Source organism: Kribbella pratensis (assembly GCF_004366075.1).
Lineage (GTDB): Bacteria > Actinomycetota > Actinomycetes > Propionibacteriales > Kribbellaceae > Kribbella > Kribbella pratensis.
In genome coordinates this window covers 767,907-788,249 of sequence record NZ_SODU01000002.1, presented here as the reverse complement: position 1 = coordinate 788,249, position 20,343 = coordinate 767,907, and the positions used below count along the sequence as shown (strand labels likewise).

Here is a 20,343-nt window from a genome sequence, read left to right as displayed (position 1 = left end):
CTTAACGTCGGGCGAACACCCCCAGGGCGTCGTAGGCGATCCAAGAACCTTGGTCTTTGAAGAGTTCGAGGGTGTTCTGCCCGGGGCGGAAGAGGGCCTTCGGCAACGGAAGCTCGAGGTACGACGGTTTGAGCGGCGATCCCGGGTAGGTACTGTCGGCAATGGTCGAGCCTTTGGTGGCGCCGTTCGCGAAGGTGAGGCGACCGGCCTCGGCGCCGTTGATCGTCAGGAGCGCCGAGGCCGCGAGGCTGGCGTGGCTGTCGATCAACCAGAGTGCGAGATCCAGATCCTGTTCGGGTACGGCGGGAAGGTCGAAGCGGAACGCGGCGCGGTGGTTCTTCGTGCCGGCCCACTTGTCCGCCGGACCGGGCAGGAGGTAGGACCAGTCCGCGGCCGGGGTCGACGTACCGAACGTGTAGTCGACGTCCGACGGGAAGCGGGTCGGGTACTGGGCGTAGCCCTTCGGCGAGAGGGCCAACTCGGAACCCTTGCCGTCGAACGTGCCGACCGTCGCGATCGGCGTACCGGAGATCGTGACGGACGTCAGGTTCGCGACCGCCGTCGCCGGCGACTGTGCGGACCGGTTGCCTGCAGCATCGACCGTCACGACCGAGTACGACCTCGTGACGCCGGTGAAGCCGAGGCCGCGGTGCACGAAGTGCGGGTAGACGGTCTTGCCGATCAGGGTCCCGTCGGCGTACACCGCGTAGTGGTCGACGACGGTCGCCCACGAGACGGGCTTCCAGTCGAGCGTCACGATTCTGATGCCGCCGGCGCCACGTAGGCCGGTGATTGCTGGTGGTCGACGCATCACAGTGCCTCCAGGCGGGGATCGGCAACGGGCGTGCGGAAGCGGGCGACGACGTTCGGCTGAGCGTTCGCGTCGGCCTGGATGTACGGGAAGTTCACGAACTCGGTGGTCAGCTCGGAGCGCGTCATCGTGCTGTGCACGTAGCCGCGACGGGCGTTGTAGAGCTTCATGTACGGGTGCTGCAGCCAGTCCTTCGCGTACATGTCGGTGTCGGTGCCGTCGCCGTTCGAGCCGACCGACGAGCAGACGAGCTCGACTCCGACGGTCCGCGAGGCGGGGTCGGCGAAGTCGAGTTTGAGCTCCGACGCGACGTGGCGGTGGATGTCGCCGGTGAGCATCACCGACGTCCCGGCTCCACCCATCGCCTCGAGGACGCGGCGGCGGTTCGCCGGATAGCCGTCCCATTGCTCGGTGCGATCGTCGGTGACAGCGCTGAGTACGACGCCGCCCGCGACGATGTTCCACGGCGCGCGCGAGGAGCGAAGTCCGCCGTACAGCCAGGTTTCCTGCTCGGCACCCATGATCGTGCGCTTCTCGGAGACGCGATCGGCCTCGTCGACGGGCAGCGGGTCGCGATACTGGCGGGTGTCGAGGAGATGGACCCTCGCGAGTGAGCCGATGTCGTACCGGCGGTAGATGCGGCCGTCCGGACCCTGCGGCAGGCTGCCGAGGGCGAGCGGCGCGTTCTCGTAGTACGCGCGGTACGCGACGGCACGGCGATGGACGAAGAGCTCGGGCGGTACGCCGTACAGCGAGTTGGCGGCGCCGTAGTTGTTCTGCACCTCGTGGTCGTCCCAGACCAGGAACCAGGGTGCGACCGCGTGCGCCGCCTGGAGATCGGGGTCGGTCTTGAACAGGCTGTAGCGCAAGCGGTACTGCTCCAGCGTCTCGATCTCTACGCCGTGCTCCGGCCCGACCGTGACGCCCGCGCGCCAAAGGTTGTCACCGGCAACGATCCCGTACTCGTAGACGTAGTCGCCGAGGAAGAACACCGCATCCGGGGCGCGCCGGGCGATGTCGCGATGCGCGGCGAAGTAACCGTGGTACCAGGCCTGGCAGGACGCGGTCGCGAACGTGAACTGGTCGCCGTACGCCGGCAGGGTCTTGGTGCGGCCGACCGGACTGACCTGGGTGCCGACGCGGAAGCGGTAGAAGTACTCGCGACCCGGCCGGAGACCACGTACCTCCGGGTGGACGGCGTGCGCCAGGTCGGGCGAGGCGATCGCGAGCCCTCGCCGTACGACGGTCCGGAAGCGACTGTCCTCGGCCACCTCCCACTGCAGCGGCACCTCACCGGCCGGCATGCCGCCGTGGCCGTCGACGGCGAGCGGGGTGGGGGCGAGCCGGGTCCACAGCACGAAGCCGTCGGTGCGCGGGTCGCCGGACGCGACGCCGAGCGCGAACGCGCCGTCCGGGATCGGGCGGGCCGGGGTGGCGTCGGCCGCGGTCGGCGCGGAGATGCCGAGCGCGACCGAGGCCGCGCTCAGGCCGGTGAGCTGGAGAAAGGTACGACGGGACGGCACTGGCGGCTCCGTTCCTCGGGCGAGTTCCGCCATATTCTTACGTAACAACACTTCTATTTGTAAGCCCTTGACTACATTGACCACTCGTGGTGCTGAATCCCTGCGGAGATTCCTGTTGGATTTCGCAGTCCGCGCGCGGGAGGTTGGACCTATGGCAGCTGACACGAACAAGACCCGCAGGATCGGTGACGTCGAGGTGTCCGCGATCGGGCTCGGCGGGATGCCGATGTCGATCGAGGGCCGGCCCGACGAAGCCCGCTCGATCGCGACCATCCACGCCGCGCTGGACGCCGGGATCACGCTGATCGACACCGCCGACGCGTACCACCTGACCGCGACCGACGACGGTCACAACGAGAGCCTGATCGCCAAGGCACTGGCGTCGTACGGCGGTGACACCTCGGACGTCCTGGTGGCGACGAAGGGCGGCCACCTCCGGCCCGGCGACGGGAGCTGGACGCAGAACGGGTCCCCGAAGTACCTCGCCGAGGCGGCCGAGGCGTCGCTGAAGCGGCTCGGTGTCGAGGCGATCGGGCTGTACCAGTTCCACCGGCCCGACCCGAAGACGCCGTACGAGGACTCGATCGGCGCGATCCGCGATCTGCTCGACGCCGGCAAGATCCGGATGGCCGGCATCTCGAACGCGAACCCAGCGCAGATCAAGCAGGCCCAGGAGATCCTGGGTGGGCGGCTGGTGTCGGTGCAGAACCAGTTCTCGCCGGCCTTCCGGTCCAGCGAGCCGGAGCTCGAGCTGTGCGACTCCCTCGGCATCGCCTTCCTGCCCTGGTCGCCGCTCGGCGGCATCAGCCGGGCCGGCGACCTGGGCGCGAAGCACCCCGCGTTCCACACGCTGGCGGCGGAGTTGGGCGTCTCGCCGCAACGCCTGACGCTGGCGTGGATGCTCGCGAAGTCGCCGCACGTGATCCCGATCCCGGGTTCCAGCCGCCCCGAGACGATCCGCGACTCGTACGCCGCAGTCGATCTGCAACTCACGGCCGAGCAGGTCGCCGCACTCGACGCCGCCTGAAACCCGGGCCTCGGTACCGTCGGTCAGGTCGCAACGCTCGACGCGACCTGACCGGCGGCCCGGTTCGGGCTCAGGGGATCTGGTAATACCAGCCCAGGGTGGTGAGTGGCGGGCTCGGGTTGAAATGACAGACGTTGCCGTCGGGCGGAATGGTCGAGGCAAGAACGACCTCACACGACCATCGCGTGAAGAACGGTCCCACCCAGCCCTCGTCACCGCTCTGCTGGATCGCCACCGACGACCCAGAAGGTACGGCGGACGGGACCGCACTCGCTGTGCCTGCACTTGCCGTGACCGCGGCGAGCGCCACGGCGGTCCCGGCGAGGGTTCGTCGTACAGCGTCACTCCGTCTCCAGTTCATCGACCTTCCTCCTTGTCCAAGCGGTACCACCAGCCCCACGTGGTCGTGGGCGGACTCGGGTTGAACTGGCACGGGCCGTCGTCGCCGCGCAGGGCGAGGACCACGTTGCAGTGCCACGACGTGTAGAACGGCCCCATCCACTCGGTCGGGTCGGGCTGTTGGGTCGCCACCGACGACCCGGCAGGCCCAGCGGCCGAAGCCGGCACGACCGCGCTTGCCGTGAGGGCCATGAGGGCCGCGACCGCGACGGCGGCCCTGATCGCGGTTCGTCGTACGGCACCACTCCATCTCCTGGTCATGTGCTTCCTCCTTGGTGAAGCGATCGTTTGACCACTACACTCAGTGCCCGCCCGTGACTCTGTGAAACGCCCGCCCGGCATATCCCGGCCTCTCCAAGCGTTGGGCTGGGGCATGGAAGACATGCGAGCACTGAGCTACGGACTGGCACAGCAGTTCTTCGAGGAGCGGGACTACCGAGGTGTGATCCGGGCGCTCAAGCCAGTGGTCGACGAGACTCCCGACGACGTCGGGACGCGACTGCTGCTGGCGCGGGCGTACTACCACGCGGCTCTGCTGAAGCCCGCCGAGGAGCATCTTCTCGAGGTCATCGAACGTGAGCCGACGGAGTACTACGCGCACCTGATGCTGGCCCGCACCCTCGAACGGCTCTCCCGCCGCGAGGAGGCCGGCAAACACCGCCGCATCGCCGCCGCCCTGACCGGTGACGACGACCTACTGCAACATCACACGGTGTGAGGGCGGACCTGCGCCACTCACCAACCTCGAGAAACAACGCCGATCCTGCTGCGCGCGAGCGTGACGCGGGGTCGGCGTTGCTGTTTGGTGAGTGCTACAGGTCCGGAATGACTCGCCGACGATTGGTGTTCTGTCGAGTATCAGTAGTTTAATAGTGAACTACTCGAGCCGAGGAGGACGGATGCAGTTCGGGGTGTTCACCGTTGGGGACGTGACCGAGGACCCGACGACGGGGACCACGGTCAGCGAGGGCGAGCGGATCAAGGCGATGGTCCGGATCGCGCTGAAGGCCGAAGAGGTCGGACTGGACGTGTTCGCGCAGGGCGAGCACCACAACCCGCCGTTCGTGCCGTCGTCGCCGACGACCCAGCTCGCGTTCATCGCCGCGCAGACGTCGAAGATCATCCTGTCCACATCGACGACCCTGATCACGACCAACGACCCGGTGAAGATCGCCGAGGACTACGCGATGCTGCAGCACCTGGCCGACGGCCGGGTGGACCTGATGATGGGGCGCGGCAACACCGGCCCGGTGTACCCGTGGTTCGGGCAGGACATCCGCAACGGCATCCAGCTCGCGGTCGAGAACTACGCACTCCTCCGCCGACTGTGGCGCGAGGACGTCGTCGACTGGGAAGGCAAGTTCCGTACGCCGCTGCAGGGCTTCACGTCGACGCCCCGGCCGCTCGACGACGTACCGCCGTTCGTCTGGCACGGCTCGATCCGGTCGCCGGAGATCGCCGAGCAGGCGGCGTACTACGGCGACGGGTTCTTCCACAACAACATCTTCTGGCCGATCACGCACACCAAGCGGATGATCGACCTGTACCGGCAGCGCTTCGAGCATTACGGGCACGGCGCCGCGGACCAGGCGATCGTCGGACTCGGTGGACAGATCTTCATGCGGAAGAACTCGCAGGACGCCGTGCGCGAGTTCCGGCCGTACTTCGACAACGCACCGGTGTACGGGCATGGCCCGTCGCTGGAGGACTTCAGCCGGGAGACGCCGCTGACGGTCGGGAGCCCGCAGGAAGTGATCGAGCGGACGCTGTCGTTCCGGGAGCACTTCGGTGACTACCAGCGGCAGTTGTTCCTGATGGACCACGCCGGGCTGCCGCTGAAGACGGTGCTCGAGCAGCTGGACATCCTCGGCGAAGAGGTCGTTCCGGTGCTGCGGAAGGAGTTCGCGGCGCTGAAGCCGGCGCATGTCCCGGACGCGCCGACCCATGCTTCCCTGAAGGCCGCGGCGCAGCGCGCCCACGACCTGGAGACGATCGAGGAGCCGAGTCGATGAACGAGAAGGTCATCGCGGTTGTGACGGCTGGGCTGACGACGCCGTCGTCGTCCCGGCTGCTGGCCGACCAGCTGGCGGAGGCTGTGCGGGACGAGTTGTCCGGTCGCGGGATCGGATCGCGGATCGAGCTGATCGAGGTCCGCGATCACGCCCACGACCTCACCAACAACCTGCTCACCGGCTTCCCGTCGGCCTCGTTGCGCGAGGTGCTCGAGACCGTGACAGGCGCCGATGCGCTGATCGTGGTCAGTCCGACGTTCAGCGCGTCGTACTCCGGCCTGTTCAAGATGTTCTTCGACGTACTCGACGACCAGGCCCTCGCCGGCAAGCCCGTCCTCCTCGCGGCAACCGGCGGCACCGAACGCCACTCCCTGGTTCTGGAGTTCGCCCTACGACCGCTGTTCGCCTACCTCAAGGCACTTCCGGTCCCAACAGGCGTGTACGCCGCCTCCACCGACTGGGGCCCGAACGCCGCCGGCCTCCGCCCCCGCATCACCCAAGCAGCCGGCGAACTCGTCGCCGCCCTCCACCACGAAACCCCCACCGCGACCGACCCCTTCAACAACCCCACCCCGTTCGAGGACCTACTGAACAGCTGATCGCGAGGTGATCAGCGGGGTGAGGCCGTCGAGGATTGTGGTTAGGCCGAAGGTCAGTGCGTGGGCGGGGTCCATGGCGGACTGGAAGTGTTCGCCTACTGAGGTGCCTACTCGGCCGGCGGTGGGGAAATGCGTGCCGGACATGACCGTGGTGAGGGTCGGGGAGATTTGACGCCACCACTCCTCGTCCGACAGGCCGGAGTCGCGTTGGGTGCGGAGTTGTTCGGCGCCGGCGCGGGCGGTGCCCTGCACGTGGGTGAGGACGAGGGTCAGGGCCGAGTCCATCTCGACGTCGGTCAGGCCCAAGCCGTCCAGGGGACGTAGCTCGGTCTCGTACTTGCGCGTGATGTTCGGGCCGAGCGCCGTACGCATCGTCGGGACCTCGTGGATCCACGGGTGCGCGGTCAGTACCTCCCAGTTGCGGCGGGCGATGAACTCGAGCGCGCCGCGCCACCCGCCGGGCTGATTCAAAGGCTCGTCGAGGTCCGCATACAGATCGCCGTACACCTGGTCGAACATCAGGTCGGTGAGCTCACCCTTGCCGGGGACATGCGTGTAGAGCGACATCGTGCCGACCTTCAGCCGCTCGGCGACCATCCGCATCGAGAGCGCCTCGAGCCCGGAGACGTCCGCGAGCGCGATCGCCGCGTCGACGATCGCGCGCACCGTCAGGCCGGAGCGGCCAGGCTTGGTGTGACTCCCCCAGAGCAGCGCCAGACTGCGCGCCGGATCGGGTGCCGCCGCCTTCCTTCCCGCCACGGGAACCTTCCTCCACCGCTCGTCGTTGGATGCATCGTACCTGAGCCGTACAATGTACGGTACACTCTACGGCTCAACGACCCGAGAGGTGGGAAGTGGCAACGGAGCGAGTGATCGAGGCCGTCGGCGTACGGAAGAACTACCGGGGCGGCACGGAGGGGGCGGGGCTGAACGGCTTCGACCTGGAGGTCACGGCCGGCACGGTGACGGGTCTGCTCGGCCCGAACGGCGCCGGTAAGACGACAGCGGTGCGGATCCTGTCCACGCTGCTCGAGATGGATTCCGGTACGGCGACGATCGCGGGGTTCGACGTACGACGGCAAGGGGCGGAGGTGCGGCGGCGGATCGGACTGGTCGGGCAGTACGCCGCGGTGGACGAGGTACTCACCGGGCGGCAGAACCTGGTGATGTTCGGGCGGCTCAATCATCTGAGGAATGCGAAGAGCAGGGCGGACGAATTGCTGGAGCGGTTCGGCCTGACGGAGGCGGCGGGGCAGGCGGTGAGCAAGTACTCGGGCGGGATGCGGCGGCGGCTCGATCTGGCCGCGAGTCTGATCGTGGCGCCGCGGGTGCTGTTCGTGGACGAGCCGACGACGGGGCTCGACCCGGCCGGGCGGATCGAGGTGTGGTCCGCCGTACGGCAGCTGGTCGACGGCGGTACGACGGTGTTGTTGACGACTCAGTACCTGGAGGAGGCGGATCAGCTGGCGAACCGGATCTCGATGCTCAAGGAGGGGAAGGTCGTCGCGGAAGGGACACCGGACGAGTTGAAGACGCAGTTGGGGTCGGACTGGCTGGATCTGGTCGTTGCGGATCCGGCCGATGTGCCACGTGTCGTGGAGCTGGCCGGGCCGTTGGCGGACGGGGAGGTCCGGGTGACCGACGTACGCATCAGCATCCCCGTGAAGGATCGGACGAGAGCTCTGGTGCAGATGGCGAACTCGTTGCACGAGGCAAAGATCGAACCGGAGGACCTCACGTTGCGGCGGCCGACGCTGGACGAGGTCTTCCTGCACCTGACCGGAGCTGCGGCATGACGGGCCTTGGATGGGCGCTCGCCGACAGCTGGACGATCGCGCGGCGGACGTTGATGCACTGGCGGATGCAGCCGGGGCTGGTGCTGTTCACGTGGTTCTTCCCGGTGCTCATGCTGCTGATGTTCGGCGGGCTGCTCGGTGGGGCGATGGAGTTCCCGGAGGGTTCGTCGTACTACGAGCTGCTCGTGCCCGGGATCTTCGCGCTGTCGATGCTCTTCGGGCTGGAGGGCACGATGACCGCGGTCACGACCGATGTCTCGAAGGGGGTGACAGATCGGTTCCGGTCGCTGCCGATGAGTTCGGCGGCGGTCGTGCTCGGGCGGTGTGTCGCGGACATGCTCGACTCGCTGGTGACGCTCGTCGTACTGGCCGCGACCGGGCTGGTGCTCGGCTGGCGGTGGCACGAAGGGTTGCCGTCGGCGCTGGCCGCGTTCGGGCTGCTGTTGCTGCTGCGGTTCGCGTTGCTGTGGGTCGGGATCTTCATCGGTCTCACGGTGAAGAACGCACAGAGCGTGACGATGGTGCAGGTGCTGGTGTGGCCGGTGGGATTCCTGTCCAGCGCGTTCGTCGCGACGTCGACGATGCCGGACTGGCTGGGCACGGTCGCCCAGTGGAACCCCTTGTCCGCCACCGCCACGGCGTCCCGCGCCCTGTTCGGCAACCCCGACCCATCAGCCACCGCCACCTGGATCGGCACCCACGCAGGACTCGCCGCGCTCATCGCGCCACTGGTGCTGACAGCGATCTTCCTGCCGCTGTCAGCACACCGCTTCCGCACCTTGTCACGGTAATCACCAAGGCCGGCGAAGACCCCTCACGGGCTCGACGGGAGCGGGCGGTGGAACAGCCGCCGCGAGTATGCGAGGCGTTCTTGGGGTAACGGCTGAGAGTGGACGTCCGGGATGGAGTGGTACGGCGGCGCGCCTGGGGACTGGCCTACGCGGTTGAGCGGTTGGCCGGCCCCGGCGTCGCCCGTCGTACTGCTCGGATGGTGGGGATGGTGGAGGGGGTGACCGATGCGGGGGTGCATCGGGTTGCGTTGCGGGTGTCGCCGCGGTTGGCGGGGGCGAATCCGGGGCTGGTGAAGATTTCGCCGCGCTGGGCCGCGACCGTGCAGGTGCGGCGGCAAGGGGTGCAGCTGGAGTTGGACCTGCGGGACAACCTGCAGGCGGTCCTGTATTACGCAGGACGGTACGAGCCGGCGGTACGGCGGTTCTTGCGGAGCGAACTGCGGCGCGGGGACCTCGTACTCGACGTGGGAGCGAACATCGGCATCCATGCGTTGGCGGCGGCGCAGCGGTTGAAGGAGCTCGGCGGCGGACGGGTGATCGCGTTCGAGCCGGCCGCGGACAGCGTGGCGAAACTGGAGGCGGGAGTCGCGCGCAACGACGTACGGCTGGAGGTTGTGCCGATGGCGCTGGGCGAGCGGCGGGAGTTGGCGTCGCTCAAGGCGGACAGCCGGTACGACGAGGCCGACGCCGGTGTGCGTTCGCTGTACGGCGACGGTGAGGTCGTGCAGGAGGTGCCGGTCGTACGGCTGGACGACTGGGCGCGCGAGCATGCCCTCGACCGGCTGGACGTCGTCAAGCTCGACATCGAAGGAGCCGAGATCGCTGCGCTCACCGGTGCGACCAGGACGTTGAAGCGGTTGCAGCCACGCGCCTTGCTCGTGGAGGACAAGCGCAGCGAGTCGAGCGCGCGGCTGCACGCCGTACTGGACGAATGTGGTTACCGGGCGACCGGCGAGGTGCTGGATCGGAACGCGGTCTTCAGGCCGGAGCTCAGGGGGTGAGCTGGCCGCCGTTGACCTCGATGATCTGGCCGGTGACGTAGGACGACATGCTGTCGGAGGCCAGGAACAGGATGGTGCCTACGCACTCGTGCGGGGTGCCGGTGCGGCCCATCGGGATCGTGGTGAGCATGGCCTGCATCTGGGCGTCGGCGGTATGGCGGTCGTGGAACGGGGTCTTGATCACGCCGGGGGCGATCGCGTTCACCCGGATGCCTTCCGGCGCCAGCTCCTTGGCGAGACCGCGGGTGAACGTGCTGACCGCGCCCTTCGACGTCGCGTAGACCACCGACCCGCCGGCCCCGCCCGTGCGTCCGGCGATCGACGTGACGTTGATGATCGAGCCGCCGCCCTGTGCCCGGAACACCGGGACGATCCGCCGGGAGAGCGCGAACACCGAGGTCAGGTTGACGTCCAGGATCCGGTGGAACTCCTCGTCCGGTACGTCGGCGATCGCGGACCGGTGGACCAGGTCGCCGGCGTTGTTCACCAGTACGTCGATCCGCCCGTGCTGCGCGAGCACCTCGTCGACGAACGCGTCCGCGGCCTTCGAGTCGGCGAGATCCGCCTGGTGCAGGGACGCCGTACCGCCGGCCGTCTGCACGGCGCCCACGGTGTGCTTCGCACCCTCCTCGTTGCGGTGGTAATGCAGCGCGACAGTCGCCCCGGTCTCCGCGAACCCGACCGCCGCCGCAGCCCCGATCCCACTACTGGCCCCGGTCACCACCACAACCTGATCCCTGAAATCCAGATATCCCATACGCCTATCCTCTCCTAGTGCCGCGTTCCGTTCTGCTCGCCGCGTATGTCGCCTGGCCGGCCGGTGCGGTGGTGCTGCGCCTGGTGAGTCGCGTCCGTAGGCGATGCCTCATCGTCACCGGGCTCGGCTGTCTGGTCGCGCTCGTCCTCGCGACGACAGCGACACCGACGACTGTTGCGGTGCCGTTGGGCCTGCTCCTCGGAGGGGCGGTCGCGGCGGGCGGGTGCCTGGCGACGGCGCGTGGAGTGACGTTCACCTTCGACCAGAACACGACCTACTGGGAGTACGACGGGAAGATCCCGCTGGGCGACCGCCTGGTCGAGCTTCTGGATGCGCTGGCCGCGATCCTCGGAATCGTGGCGCTGGCGTTGAGCTGAACGCGCCGTACGGCGGCCTGCGCGTGGCCGGGCGGGGGTATTTTCGGGGGATGGGATACGCGCTCGGGGAGCTGGGGCTCCGGCGGTGGCGGACTGGGGATGCGCTGCGGCTGGTGGTCGCGCATGACGATCCGGAGATGGTGAACCAGGGCGGGATCGTGGACCGGGCGTCCGCCGTCGACTGGATCGGGCGGGTCGCGGACCTGGACAACGGGCACGTGTACGCCGTGGCAGACGCGGACGATCATCCGATCGGGTGCGTGGGGGTGACGAACATCGACCGGCACCGGGTCGGCTGGACCTGGTACTGGACGCTCGCCGACGTCCGCGGCCAGGGCGTCGCGCGGGACTCCCTCCGCGCCCTCGCGGGCTGGGCCCACCACGACGCCGGCCTGTACCGCCTCGAGCTCGGCCACCGCCTCAACAACGCGGCCTCCTGCGCGGTCGCCGCCGGCGCCGGTTTCCTCTCCGAAGGCGTCGAACGCCAACGCCTCACCTACGACGGCACCCGCTACGACGTAGAACGCCACGCCCGCCTGATCACCGACCCTCTCCCCCAACCCCAGCGCCCGGTGATCGTCAGAGCGTGAGTTTCGGGTGGCGGTTGACGTCCTTGTACAACAAGTAGCGGAAGGGGCCGGGGCCGCCGGCGTAGCAGGCTTGGGGGCAGAAGGCTCGGAGCCACATGAAGTCGCCTTCCTGGACCTCGACCCAGTCCTTGTTCAGCAGGTAAACGGCCTTGCCTTCGAGTACGTACAGGCCGTGCTCCATCACGTGTGTCTCCGGGAACGGGATCACCCCGCCCGGCTCGAACGACACGATGTTCACGTGCATGTCATGCCGTACGTCGTCCGGGTCCACGAACCGCTGCGTCTTCCAGCGGCCCTCGGTGCCGGGCATCTCCCGGCCCTCGACGTCCGCCTCGTTGGTGACCAGCGCGGGCGGTACGTCGATCCCCTCGATCCGCTCGTACGCCTTCCGCACCAGGTGGAACGTCACGGCCGCATCGCTGGTGTTCCGCACCGTCCAGTCGCCGCCCGGCGGCAGGTACGCGTAGCCGCCCTCGACCAGCGTGTGCTTGTCCCCCGCGACCGTCAGCACAAGGTTGCCGGAGACAACGAACAGCACCGCCTCGGCGGCCGGGTCCGTCTCCGGCTTGTCGCTACCGCCGCCCGGACCGACCTCGACGATGTACTGCGAGAACGTCTCTGCGAACCCGGACAGCGGCCGCGCGATCACCCACAACCGGGTGTCGTCCCAGAACGGCAGCCGGCTGGTGACGATGTCGCGCATGGTGCCGCGCGGGAGGACGGCGTACGCCTCGGTGAAGACCGCGCGGTCGGTGGTGAGGTCGGTCTGCGCGGGCAGTCCGCCCTTCGGCGCGTAGTAGCTCATCGTTCTCCTCGGGTCAGCAGGCGGCCACGTGGGTCGGCCGCGATGTCGACGGGGTCGCCGCGGAGCCAGGTGCTCCGGACGACGCCGGTCAGCGTGCGTCCGTCGTACGGCGTGATGGCGTTCTTGTGCTGGAGCTGTCGCGCGTCGACGGTGAAGGTCTCGTCGGGGGCGAGGACGCAGAAGTCGGCGTCGTACCCGACCTCGATCCCGCCCTTCGTAGCGAGCCCGGTCTGCGCTGCCGGAGCGGCAGCCATCCAGCGGACGACGTCGGACAGGGTGAAGCCGCGGCGGCGGGCCTCGGTCCAGACGGCGGGCAGGCCGAGCTGGAGCGAGGCGATCCCGCCCCAGGCGGTGCCGAAGTCGCCGGTGTCGAGGTGCTTCAGGTCGATCGTGGACGGGGAGTGGTCGGACACGACCTGGTCGATCGTCCCGTCGCGCAGGCCCTCCCAGAGCAGCTCGCGGTTCGCGGCCTCGCGGATCGGCGGGCAGCACTTGTACTGCGTGGCGCCGTCGGGAATGTCCTCGGCGGCGAAGCTCAGGTAGTGCGGGCAGGTCTCCGCGCTGATCCGTACGCCGTCGTTGCGGGCCTGCGTGAGCAGCGGGAGGATGTCGGCGCTTGACACGTGCAGGATGTGTACGCGGCAGCCGGTCTCGCGGGCGAGATCGATGACGTGGGCGACCGCCTCGTTCTCGGCCACGCGCGGGCGGGAGTTGAGGAACGCTTCGTAACTCGCGCCGTTCGGGGCCGTCGCCTCGTCGATGCGGTGGGCGTCCTCGGCGTGCACGATCAGCAGACCGTCGAAGGTGCTGAGCTCGCGCATCGCGGCCTCGAGCTGGTCGGCGTCGAGTGGGGGGAACTCGTCGACGCCGGAGTGCAGCAGGAAGCACTTGTAACCGAATACGCCGGCGTCGTGCAGCGGGCGGAGGTCGGGGACGTTGCCTGGGATCGCGCCGCCCCAGAAGCCGACGTCGACGTACGACTGGGTCTCGGCGGTCTTGCGTTTCAGCGTGAGCGCCGGTACGTCGCAGGTCGGCGGGATGCTGTTCAGCGGCATGTCGATGATCGTCGTGACGCCGCCTGCTGCCGCGGCCTTGGTCGCGGAGGTGAAGCCTTCCCAGTCGGTACGGCCGGGATCGTTGACGTGCACGTGGGAATCGACGAGGCCGGGCAGTAGTGCTTCGTCGTCCCTGAGCCGCAGGTCGGTCGCGGCGTCGAGCTCGGCGTCGTACGGCGAGATCGCGACGATCCGCCCGTCCCGCACGCCGACCGCAGCCGGCTCCTCCCCGTCCGCCCGCACAACCCGCCGGGCCCGAATCACGAGATCCAGAGCACTCATGCGATGCCTCTCTCCCTTCGTGTCATCGTAAGGTGCTCCACCGCGATCCGTTCCGCGATCCGCTCGAGCAACGGCCGCGGCTCGGCGATACACCGCCGTACGTCGGATTCCAGGTCGGTGAGCGCGTACGCCGCTGACACTCCGAGCTCCTGCAGCTGCTGAGGTTCGAGGCGGTTGACGCCGCACACCGCGACCACGGGGGCCGGGGTGAAAGCGCCGGCGGTCGAGGCTCGGGCTGCTCCTGCGACGCCCGCTACGGCTTTCCCGTTGAGGGTCTGCGCGTCGAGAGCGCCTTCGCCGGTGATCACGAGGTCGGCGCCGGCGAGTTGTTCGCGGAAGCGGACCATCTCCAGCACCAGGTCGATCCCGGGCCTGAGTTCGGCACCTAGCAGTGCTAGCGCCGCAAACCCGACCCCACCGGCGGCCCCCGCGCCAGGAACGTCACGCAGATCGCTGCCCGTTTGCTCGGCGACAAGATCAGCCCACCGGGTGAGCCGGGCATCCAGCTCCGCGACCTGCTGCGGACTCGCCCCCTTCTGCGGCCCGTAAACAGCAGCCGCACCCCGAGGCCCGGTCAGCGGGTTGTCCACATCGCACGCAACAACCACCGCAACGCCCCGCAGCCGGCGCCGAAGCCCCGCCAAATCAAGCTCGTCGACAGCTCCACCCGAGCTCGGCGGGCCCGGAGTCGCGGCGGAGGCCGCAGAGCCGGTGGCGGGGCGAGTGGTGCCAGTGAGCGCGTGGACGAGGCCCTGGCCGCCGTCTGTGGAGGCGCTGCCGCCGATTCCGAGGATGATGCGGGTGCAGCCGGCGTCGAGGGCTGCCGCGATCAGTTCACCGGTGCCGTACGACGTGGCCGTCAGGGGAGCTGGGATGCCGTCGGGGAGGCGGACCAACCCCGAGACGTCAGCCAACTCGACTACCGCGGTGTCGCCCAACCGGGCATACCCGCTCGAGACCGGCTCGCCCGTGGGGCCGGAGGCAACGATCGGGACGTGGGTGTAACCGGCGGCGATGGCGGCGCTGAGGGTGCCGTCGCCGCCATCGGCCACCGGTACGGAGACCACGGTCGCGTCGGGGTGGACTCGTCGTACCCCGGCGCCGACCGCGTCCGCCACCTCAGCACTCGTCAGCGTGCCCTTGAACTTGTCGGAGGCAACAACCACGCGCACTGGTCAGTCCAGCGACGCGAGGGCGGTGGGTGCGTCCTCCGGTGAGATCGCCAGATCCTCGAACTCGATGACGTTGTCGATCTCGACGCCCATCGACACGTTCGTGACCCGCTCGAGGATGACCTCGACGACGATCGGGACCTGGTGCTCGACCATCAGCTTCTTCGCCTGCTCCAGCGCCGGCAGGATCCCCTCCGGCTCGGAGACCCGCAACGCCTTGCAGCCAAGGCCTTCCACGACCTTCACGTGGTCGACGCCGTACCCGTTGACCTCGGGGCTGTTGATGTTCTCGAAGGACAGTTGCACGCAGTAGTCCATGTCGAAGTTCCGCTGCGCCTGGCGGATCAGGCCGAGGTACGAGTTGTTCACCACCACGTGGATGTACGGGATGTTGAACTGGGCCCCGACCGCCAGCTCCTCGATCAGGAACTGGAAGTCGTAGTCGCCCGACAGCGCCACCACTGTGCTGTCCGGATCCGCGACCGCGACCCCCAGCGTCGCCGGGACGGTCCAGCCGAGCGGTCCGGCCTGGCCGGCGTTGATCCAGTGCCGCGGACGGTACACGTGCAGCATCTGCGCCGCCTGGATCTGCGACAGCCCGATCGTGCTGACGTAGCGGACGTCCGGCCCGAACGCCCGGTTCATCTCCTCGTACACCCGCTGCGGCTTGATCGGCACCGCGTCGAAGTGCGTCTTCCGCTGCAGCGTGGTCTTACGCTCGCGGCACTCCGCCGCCCACGCCGTACGGTCCGGCAACGAACCGGCCCGCTCCCGGGCCACCTCGACGAGAATCTCCAGAGCGGCCCGGGCATCCGACACGACCCCGTAGTCCGGTGCGAACACCCGCCCGATCTGCGTCGGCTCGATGTCAACGTGAATGAACTTGCGAGAGCCGCGATAGACATCCAGGCCGCCGGTGTGCCGGTTCGCCCATCGGTTGCCGATCCCCAGGACCAGGTCGGAGGCCAGCATCGTCGCGTTCCCGTACCGGTGCGAGGTCTGCAGACCGACCATGCCCGCGCTCAGCGGGTGATCGTCCGCGATCGCGCCCCAGCCCATCAGGGTCGGTACGACGGGAATCCCGGTGATCTCTGCAAATGAGACCAGCAGTTCTGCCGCGTCGGCGTTGATGATCCCGCCGCCCGCCACGATCAGCGGATGCTCGGCGTCCGCCAGCATCGACAGCACCTTCTCCGCCTGCGCCCGGGTGGCCGCGGGACGCGAGACCGGAAGCGGCTCGTACGTGTCGATGTCGAAGTCGATCTCAGTCAGCTGTACGTCGATCGGCAGGTCGATCAGCACCGGACCCGGACGTCCTTCGCGCATCACCTGGAACGCCTTCTGGAAGGTGCCCGGGACCTGCGCGGCCTCCATCACCGTGACCGCCCATTTCGCGACCGGCTTGGCGATCGAGGAGATGTCGACGGCCTGGAAGTCCTCCTTGTGCAGCTTCGCGACCGGCGCCTGGCCGGTGATGCACAGGATCGGGATGGAGTCCGCGGAGGCGGAGTACAGCCCGGTGATCATGTCGGTGCCCGCGGGTCCCGACGTACCGATGCAGACGCCGATGTTGCCGGCCTTGGCCCGGGTGTACCCCTCGGCCATGTGCGACGCGGCCTCGACGTGACGGGCGAGCACGTGCTTGATCCCGCCGTGGGCGCGGATCGCGCTGTAGAACGGGTTGATCGCGGCGCCGGGCAGCCCGAACGCCTGCGTCGACCCTTCCTTCTCCAGGATCAGTACGGCGGCATCGACCGCGCGCATGCGGGCCATCAGACGACATCCTTTCCGGACAGCCGCTCCACGCCACGCAGCAGCGCCGAGTGGTCGAGGCCGCCATCGCCGTTCGCACGGGCCGACGCGACCAGCTGCGCCACCAGGGCACCCAGCGGTACGACGACGCCCGCCTCGCGGGCGGCCGCCGTGACGATGCCCATGTCCTTGTGGTGCAGGTCGATCCGGAACCCGGGCTCGAAGGAGCGCGACAGCATGTTCTCCTTCTTCTGGTTCAGCACGGTGGAACCGGCCAGGCCACCGCCCAGTACTTCGAGGGCTGCCTTGGTGTCGACGCCGTACGCCTCCAGGAAGACGACCGCCTCGGAGACGGCCTGGATGTTCGCGGCGACGATCAGCTGGTTCGCGGCCTTGACGGTCTGACCGGAGCCGTTCGGGCCGACGTGGACGACGGTCTTGCCGACCACGTCGAAGAGCGGCTTGGCCTCGGCGAAGTCGTCCGCCGAGCCGCCGACCATGATCGACAGCGCCGCGTTCTTGGCCCCGGCCTCGCCACCGGAGACCGGCGCGTCGAGCAGCCGGAACCCGATGGCGCGGGCCTGCTCGGCGAGCTGCTGCGTGACGTCCGGGCGGATGCTGGAGAAGTCGATGATCAGCGCGCCGGTCTCGGCGTTCTGGAAGACGCCGTTCTCGCCTTCGAGGACGTCCTGGACGTCGGGCGAGTCCGGCACCATCACGCAGATCACGTCGGCGCCCTTGACCGCGTCACCGATCGAGGTCGCGGCCCGCCCGCCGGCGGCGATCAGTGCCTCGGCGCGCTCCGGCGTACGGTCGAGGCCGGCGACGGTGTGGCCGGCGTTGGCGAGGTGGACGGCCATCGGGTTGCCCATGATGCCGAGGCCGATGAAGGCGATGTTCGTCATAGTTGGTTCTCCTGGAAGTGCGTGGGCGAGGAAGGAAGGAACGAAGGAAGGGGAGGCGAGGGACCGGTTCAGCGGCGCTCGTACGGCAGCCAGCCGAAGCTTCCTTCTGAGGTGGTGGACGGCTTGTACTCGAGCCCGACCCAGCCGGCGTAACCGTTCGCCTCGAGGGCAGTGAGCTGGTGGTCGAGCGGGAGCGTGCCGGTGCCGGGCTCGTTACGGCCGGGGTTGTCGGCGATCTGCACATGAGCGACCCGGTCGGTGTGCTCGGCGATCATCCGGTCGACGTGGTCGCCGTTGACCGCGAGGTGGTACAGATCCGCGAGCAGCCCGATGTTCGGTACGTCGTACGCCGCCTGGACGCGATCGATCATGCTCAGCGCATCGGCCGCGACCTTCAACGGGTAGCGCTCCGCACCGCTGACCGGCTCGACGAGGACGGTGGCGCCGATCCGCGCGGCGGCCTTGGCGGCGAGGGCGAGGTTCTCGACGGCGACGTCGTCCTGCTCCTGCTCGCTGCTGCCGTCCACGCGGTTCCCGTACAGGGCGTTGAAGCCCTGGGTGCCGAGCCGCTCGCCGATGCCGACGGTGACGTCGATGTTGTCGCGGAACTCGCTCGACCGCTTCGGCCAGGACACCAGCCCGCGGTCGCCGCCCGGCATGTCACCGGCGAAGAAGTTCAGGCCGGTGAGCTGGACGCCGGCGTCGGTGACCGCGTTGACGAACGCGTCGACCTGCCGCTCCGGTGGGACGGCCTCGACGAACGGCCACCAGAACTCCACCGCGCTGAACCCCGCCCGCCGAGCAGCCGCCGGCCGCTCGAGCAGAGGCAACTCGGTGAAGAGCAAAGAACAGTTCACCGTGTACTTCAGCTGGTGACTCATCCCGACTCCCATTTCCGCATTGTGGAACTTAACTTCTGCTCTGTGAAATTACCATAAGCTCGCTTTGGATGAGCGTCAAGGCGCTGGAGAAGCAGTCGCCGTAGATTGGATGCTTCCTACGCGTACGCGCGCGTTGTACGTTCCTCTAAAGGGGATCCGGGCCGGAGGTACGTCGTGTTGCTGGCTGAACTGCTGGACGCACCGGAGCTCGGATTGCGGTTGATGCATTCCGCGGGCGGGACGCTCGACCGCCCGATCGGGCGGCTCGTGACCACCGACCTGCTGGAGCCGGGGCGGTACCTGAGCGGCGGCGAAGTGGTGCTGACCGGGCTGGTCTGGCGGCGGCAGGCGGCCGACAGCGAGGTGTTCGTGGCGTCGATGGCCGGCCGCGGCGCGACCACGATCCTCGCGGGGAAGGCGCAGCTCGGCGACGTGCCGGCGGATCTCCTGGAAGCGTGCCGGCGGCATGACGTGACGTTGGTCGAGGTGCCGATCGAGGTCGCGTTCGCGGATGTGACGGAGTACGTCGCGGCGGCGGGATCGGCCGAGACGGGCGCGCGGTTGTCGGCGAGCCTGGTGCGGCAGCGGCAACTGCTGTCGTCGATCGCGGCCGGGCGCAGTCTCGACGAACTCGCGGCACGGATCTCCGCCGAGATCGGGCACGACTGCCGCGTGCTGACGCCGACCGGGCGCCACGTCGTACCGGGTCCCAGCGAGCTCGACGCCGAGACGGTCGACGCGGTGACGCGGCGCTTCCTGACCGCCGACCGGATGCCGGCCGTGGCGGTGGCGCCGAAGGAGGCCGGAAGCTCGCCGTACAGCCTGTTCCCGGTCGGATCGGGGTTCGGCAACCGGCTGACCGCGTGGGTGCTGGTCATCGACGGCGACCACACGACCTGGTCCCGCGATCATGTCGAGGCGGTGCACGAACTGAGCGCGATCGCGGCGCTGGACCGCGCCCGCCGCGACGAGGGCCGCCGCGCACTGCGCCCGTTGGTCGCCGACGCCCTGGCGCTGGTCGAGTCCGGCGCGCCACAGGCCGAGGTCGCCGCGCGGCTCCGGCAGGCGGGCGCGCACTCCGAGCGGCCGATGGTCGTCGCGGTCACCGAGCTGCGGGAGGACGGGCCCGGCGAGGTCGCACTGAGCCTGCTCGAAGACGTCGCTCTCACGGTCGGGCCTGCCGTGGTCGCCCCCGGCCGGGACGATCTGCTCGTCGCGTTCCTGCCCTTCACGCCCGAGCTTCCCGAGCAGCTTCGACGGGCCTTCGGACGCCTCGCTCCAGGTCTCAACCGGGCCCGTCTCACGGTCGGGATCAGCGGTGAGACGTCGATCGACGCGCTCGCCGGTGCGCTCGAGGAGGCCCGGTTCGCGCAGCGGGCTGCCCGGGCGGCGCGGGCGCCGGTCTCGGTGGTGACCTCGGACGAGGTCGCCTCGCACGTCCTCCTCCTCGGCACGCTGCCCGACGACGTACGGCGTACGTACAGCAACCGCGTCCTCGGCGCGGTCCTCGACCACGACCGCCGTACCCATGCCGACCTGCTCATGACGCTGCAGGCGTTCCTCGCCTGCTCGTGCTCCTGGACCCGTACGGCGGAGTACCTGCATCTGCACGTGAACACCGTTCGCTACCGGATCGAACGCGTTGAGCAACTGACCGGACGCGATCTGTCGACCCTCGAGGACCGGGTGGACGTGTTTCTCGCCTGCAAATCGCTGTAGTTGTGTGATCACACAAAACGAAGCGTTCTCCGGCCGTTCATCTTCGGAGGTTCACGGGGTGCAATCCACCGCTCGGTGAGTCGATGCTC

The 20,343-nt window shown here is 68.8% G+C and carries 22 protein-coding genes; 10 read left to right on the top strand and 12 right to left on the bottom strand.

All coding sequences use genetic code 11. The features are described from left to right. Position 1: 1 nt before the first annotated feature. Together EV137_RS18890 and EV137_RS18885 are read right to left on the bottom strand one after the other, a co-directional pair. Positions 2-811, bottom strand: coding sequence for a polysaccharide lyase family protein (locus EV137_RS18890; protein WP_134130186.1), 810 nt, complete (start codon positions 809-811; stop codon positions 2-4). Then, positions 811-2,334, bottom strand: coding sequence for an alkaline phosphatase D family protein (locus tag EV137_RS18885; RefSeq protein WP_238175413.1), 1,524 nt, complete (start codon positions 2,332-2,334; stop codon positions 811-813). The genes EV137_RS18890 and EV137_RS18885 overlap by 1 nt, the downstream gene beginning before the upstream one ends. A 151-nt stretch (positions 2,335-2,485) precedes the next feature. Between EV137_RS18885 and EV137_RS18880 the strand changes: the two genes are divergently transcribed. Next, positions 2,486-3,361 carry an aldo/keto reductase gene (locus tag EV137_RS18880; RefSeq protein WP_134130184.1) on the top strand — a complete coding sequence of 292 codons (876 nt, stop codon included), beginning with the start codon at positions 2,486-2,488 and terminating at the stop codon, positions 3,359-3,361. Positions 3,362-3,431: 70 nt separating this feature from the next. Here EV137_RS18880 and EV137_RS18875 read toward each other — a convergent pair whose 3' ends face one another. Next, complete coding sequence (locus EV137_RS18875) at positions 3,432-3,722, bottom strand: hypothetical protein (RefSeq protein ID WP_134130183.1); 291 nt, start codon at positions 3,720-3,722, stop codon at positions 3,432-3,434. After that, a complete protein-coding gene (locus EV137_RS18870; RefSeq protein WP_134130182.1) occupies positions 3,719-4,021 on the bottom strand; it encodes a hypothetical protein in 303 nt (100 codons plus the stop codon). The genes EV137_RS18875 and EV137_RS18870 overlap by 4 nt, the downstream gene beginning before the upstream one ends. Before the next feature lie 121 nt (positions 4,022-4,142). Between EV137_RS18870 and EV137_RS18865 the strand changes: the two genes are divergently transcribed. From EV137_RS18865 to EV137_RS18855, 3 genes are all read left to right on the top strand, one after another. Beyond that, positions 4,143-4,478: a tetratricopeptide repeat protein gene (locus EV137_RS18865; protein ID WP_238175412.1), complete on the top strand. Its 336-nt coding sequence runs from the start codon at positions 4,143-4,145 to the stop codon at positions 4,476-4,478. 181 nt (positions 4,479-4,659) lie between these two features. Continuing rightward, entirely contained in the window at positions 4,660-5,772 is a 1,113-nt protein-coding gene (locus EV137_RS18860; RefSeq protein ID WP_134130180.1) for an LLM class flavin-dependent oxidoreductase, read from the top strand. Next, positions 5,769-6,371 carry an FMN reductase gene (locus EV137_RS18855; RefSeq protein ID WP_134130179.1) on the top strand — a complete coding sequence of 201 codons (603 nt, stop codon included), beginning with the start codon at positions 5,769-5,771 and terminating at the stop codon, positions 6,369-6,371. The genes EV137_RS18860 and EV137_RS18855 overlap by 4 nt, the downstream gene beginning before the upstream one ends. On the opposite strand, the gene EV137_RS18850 is transcribed toward EV137_RS18855, so the two are convergent. Next, a complete protein-coding gene (locus tag EV137_RS18850) occupies positions 6,357-7,130 on the bottom strand; it encodes a TetR/AcrR family transcriptional regulator (protein WP_134002128.1) in 774 nt (257 codons plus the stop codon). The two genes, EV137_RS18855 and EV137_RS18850, sit on opposite strands and share 15 nt — an antisense overlap. A 95-nt stretch (positions 7,131-7,225) precedes the next feature. Here EV137_RS18850 and EV137_RS18845 point away from each other — a divergent pair, with 95 nt between their 5' ends. The 3 genes from EV137_RS18845 to EV137_RS18835 all read left to right on the top strand — a co-directional run bounded on the left by EV137_RS18845 (position 7,226) and on the right by EV137_RS18835 (position 9,959). Further along, entirely contained in the window at positions 7,226-8,167 is a 942-nt protein-coding gene (locus EV137_RS18845) for an ATP-binding cassette domain-containing protein (RefSeq protein WP_238175411.1), read from the top strand. Then, entirely contained in the window at positions 8,164-8,958 is a 795-nt protein-coding gene (locus EV137_RS18840; protein WP_134130178.1) for an ABC transporter permease, read from the top strand. The genes EV137_RS18845 and EV137_RS18840 overlap by 4 nt, the downstream gene beginning before the upstream one ends. 98 nt (positions 8,959-9,056) lie before the next feature. Continuing rightward, the gene (locus EV137_RS18835) at positions 9,057-9,959 is read left to right on the top strand and encodes an FkbM family methyltransferase (RefSeq protein ID WP_134130177.1); all 903 of its coding nucleotides are present in this window, start codon (positions 9,057-9,059) and stop codon (positions 9,957-9,959) included. Here the strand turns inward: EV137_RS18835 and EV137_RS18830 are convergent. Further along, entirely contained in the window at positions 9,949-10,716 is a 768-nt protein-coding gene (locus EV137_RS18830) for an SDR family NAD(P)-dependent oxidoreductase (RefSeq protein WP_134130176.1), read from the bottom strand. The two genes, EV137_RS18835 and EV137_RS18830, sit on opposite strands and share 11 nt — an antisense overlap. A gap of 17 nt (positions 10,717-10,733) precedes the next feature. On the opposite strand from EV137_RS18830, the gene EV137_RS18825 reads away from it, so the two are divergent. Further along, complete coding sequence (locus tag EV137_RS18825; protein ID WP_134130175.1) at positions 10,734-11,093, top strand: hypothetical protein; 360 nt, start codon at positions 10,734-10,736, stop codon at positions 11,091-11,093. Positions 11,094-11,143: 50 nt separating this feature from the next. After that, positions 11,144-11,683 carry a GNAT family N-acetyltransferase gene (locus tag EV137_RS18820; RefSeq protein ID WP_134130174.1) on the top strand — a complete coding sequence of 180 codons (540 nt, stop codon included), beginning with the start codon at positions 11,144-11,146 and terminating at the stop codon, positions 11,681-11,683. Here the strand turns inward: EV137_RS18820 and EV137_RS18815 are convergent. The 6 genes from EV137_RS18815 to EV137_RS18790 all read right to left on the bottom strand — a co-directional run bounded on the left by EV137_RS18815 (position 11,673) and on the right by EV137_RS18790 (position 18,535). Further along, positions 11,673-12,488, bottom strand: coding sequence for a bifunctional allantoicase/(S)-ureidoglycine aminohydrolase (locus tag EV137_RS18815; RefSeq protein WP_134130173.1), 816 nt, complete (start codon positions 12,486-12,488; stop codon positions 11,673-11,675). The two genes, EV137_RS18820 and EV137_RS18815, sit on opposite strands and share 11 nt — an antisense overlap. After that, positions 12,485-13,825: an allantoinase AllB gene (gene allB / locus EV137_RS18810; RefSeq protein ID WP_134130172.1), complete on the bottom strand. Its 1,341-nt coding sequence runs from the start codon at positions 13,823-13,825 to the stop codon at positions 12,485-12,487. Before allB ends, EV137_RS18815 begins: the two co-directional genes overlap by 4 nt. Next, complete coding sequence (locus EV137_RS18805; RefSeq protein WP_134130171.1) at positions 13,822-14,997, bottom strand: glycerate kinase; 1,176 nt, start codon at positions 14,995-14,997, stop codon at positions 13,822-13,824. Before EV137_RS18805 ends, allB begins: the two co-directional genes overlap by 4 nt. 3 nt (positions 14,998-15,000) lie before the next feature. Continuing rightward, positions 15,001-16,770: a glyoxylate carboligase gene (gene gcl / locus EV137_RS18800; RefSeq protein WP_134130170.1), complete on the bottom strand. Its 1,770-nt coding sequence runs from the start codon at positions 16,768-16,770 to the stop codon at positions 15,001-15,003. Continuing rightward, the gene (locus tag EV137_RS18795; RefSeq protein WP_134130169.1) at positions 16,770-17,654 is read right to left on the bottom strand and encodes a 2-hydroxy-3-oxopropionate reductase; all 885 of its coding nucleotides are present in this window, start codon (positions 17,652-17,654) and stop codon (positions 16,770-16,772) included. The genes gcl and EV137_RS18795 overlap by 1 nt, the downstream gene beginning before the upstream one ends. 68 nt (positions 17,655-17,722) lie before the next feature. Further along, positions 17,723-18,535 carry a hydroxypyruvate isomerase family protein gene (locus tag EV137_RS18790; protein WP_134130168.1) on the bottom strand — a complete coding sequence of 271 codons (813 nt, stop codon included), beginning with the start codon at positions 18,533-18,535 and terminating at the stop codon, positions 17,723-17,725. Between the two features lie 174 nt (positions 18,536-18,709). Between EV137_RS18790 and EV137_RS18785 the strand changes: the two genes are divergently transcribed. After that, on the top strand, positions 18,710-20,254 hold the full coding sequence (locus tag EV137_RS18785) for a PucR family transcriptional regulator (RefSeq protein ID WP_134130167.1): 1,545 nt from the start codon (positions 18,710-18,712) through the stop codon (positions 20,252-20,254). The last annotated feature ends 89 nt before the right edge of the window (positions 20,255-20,343 follow it).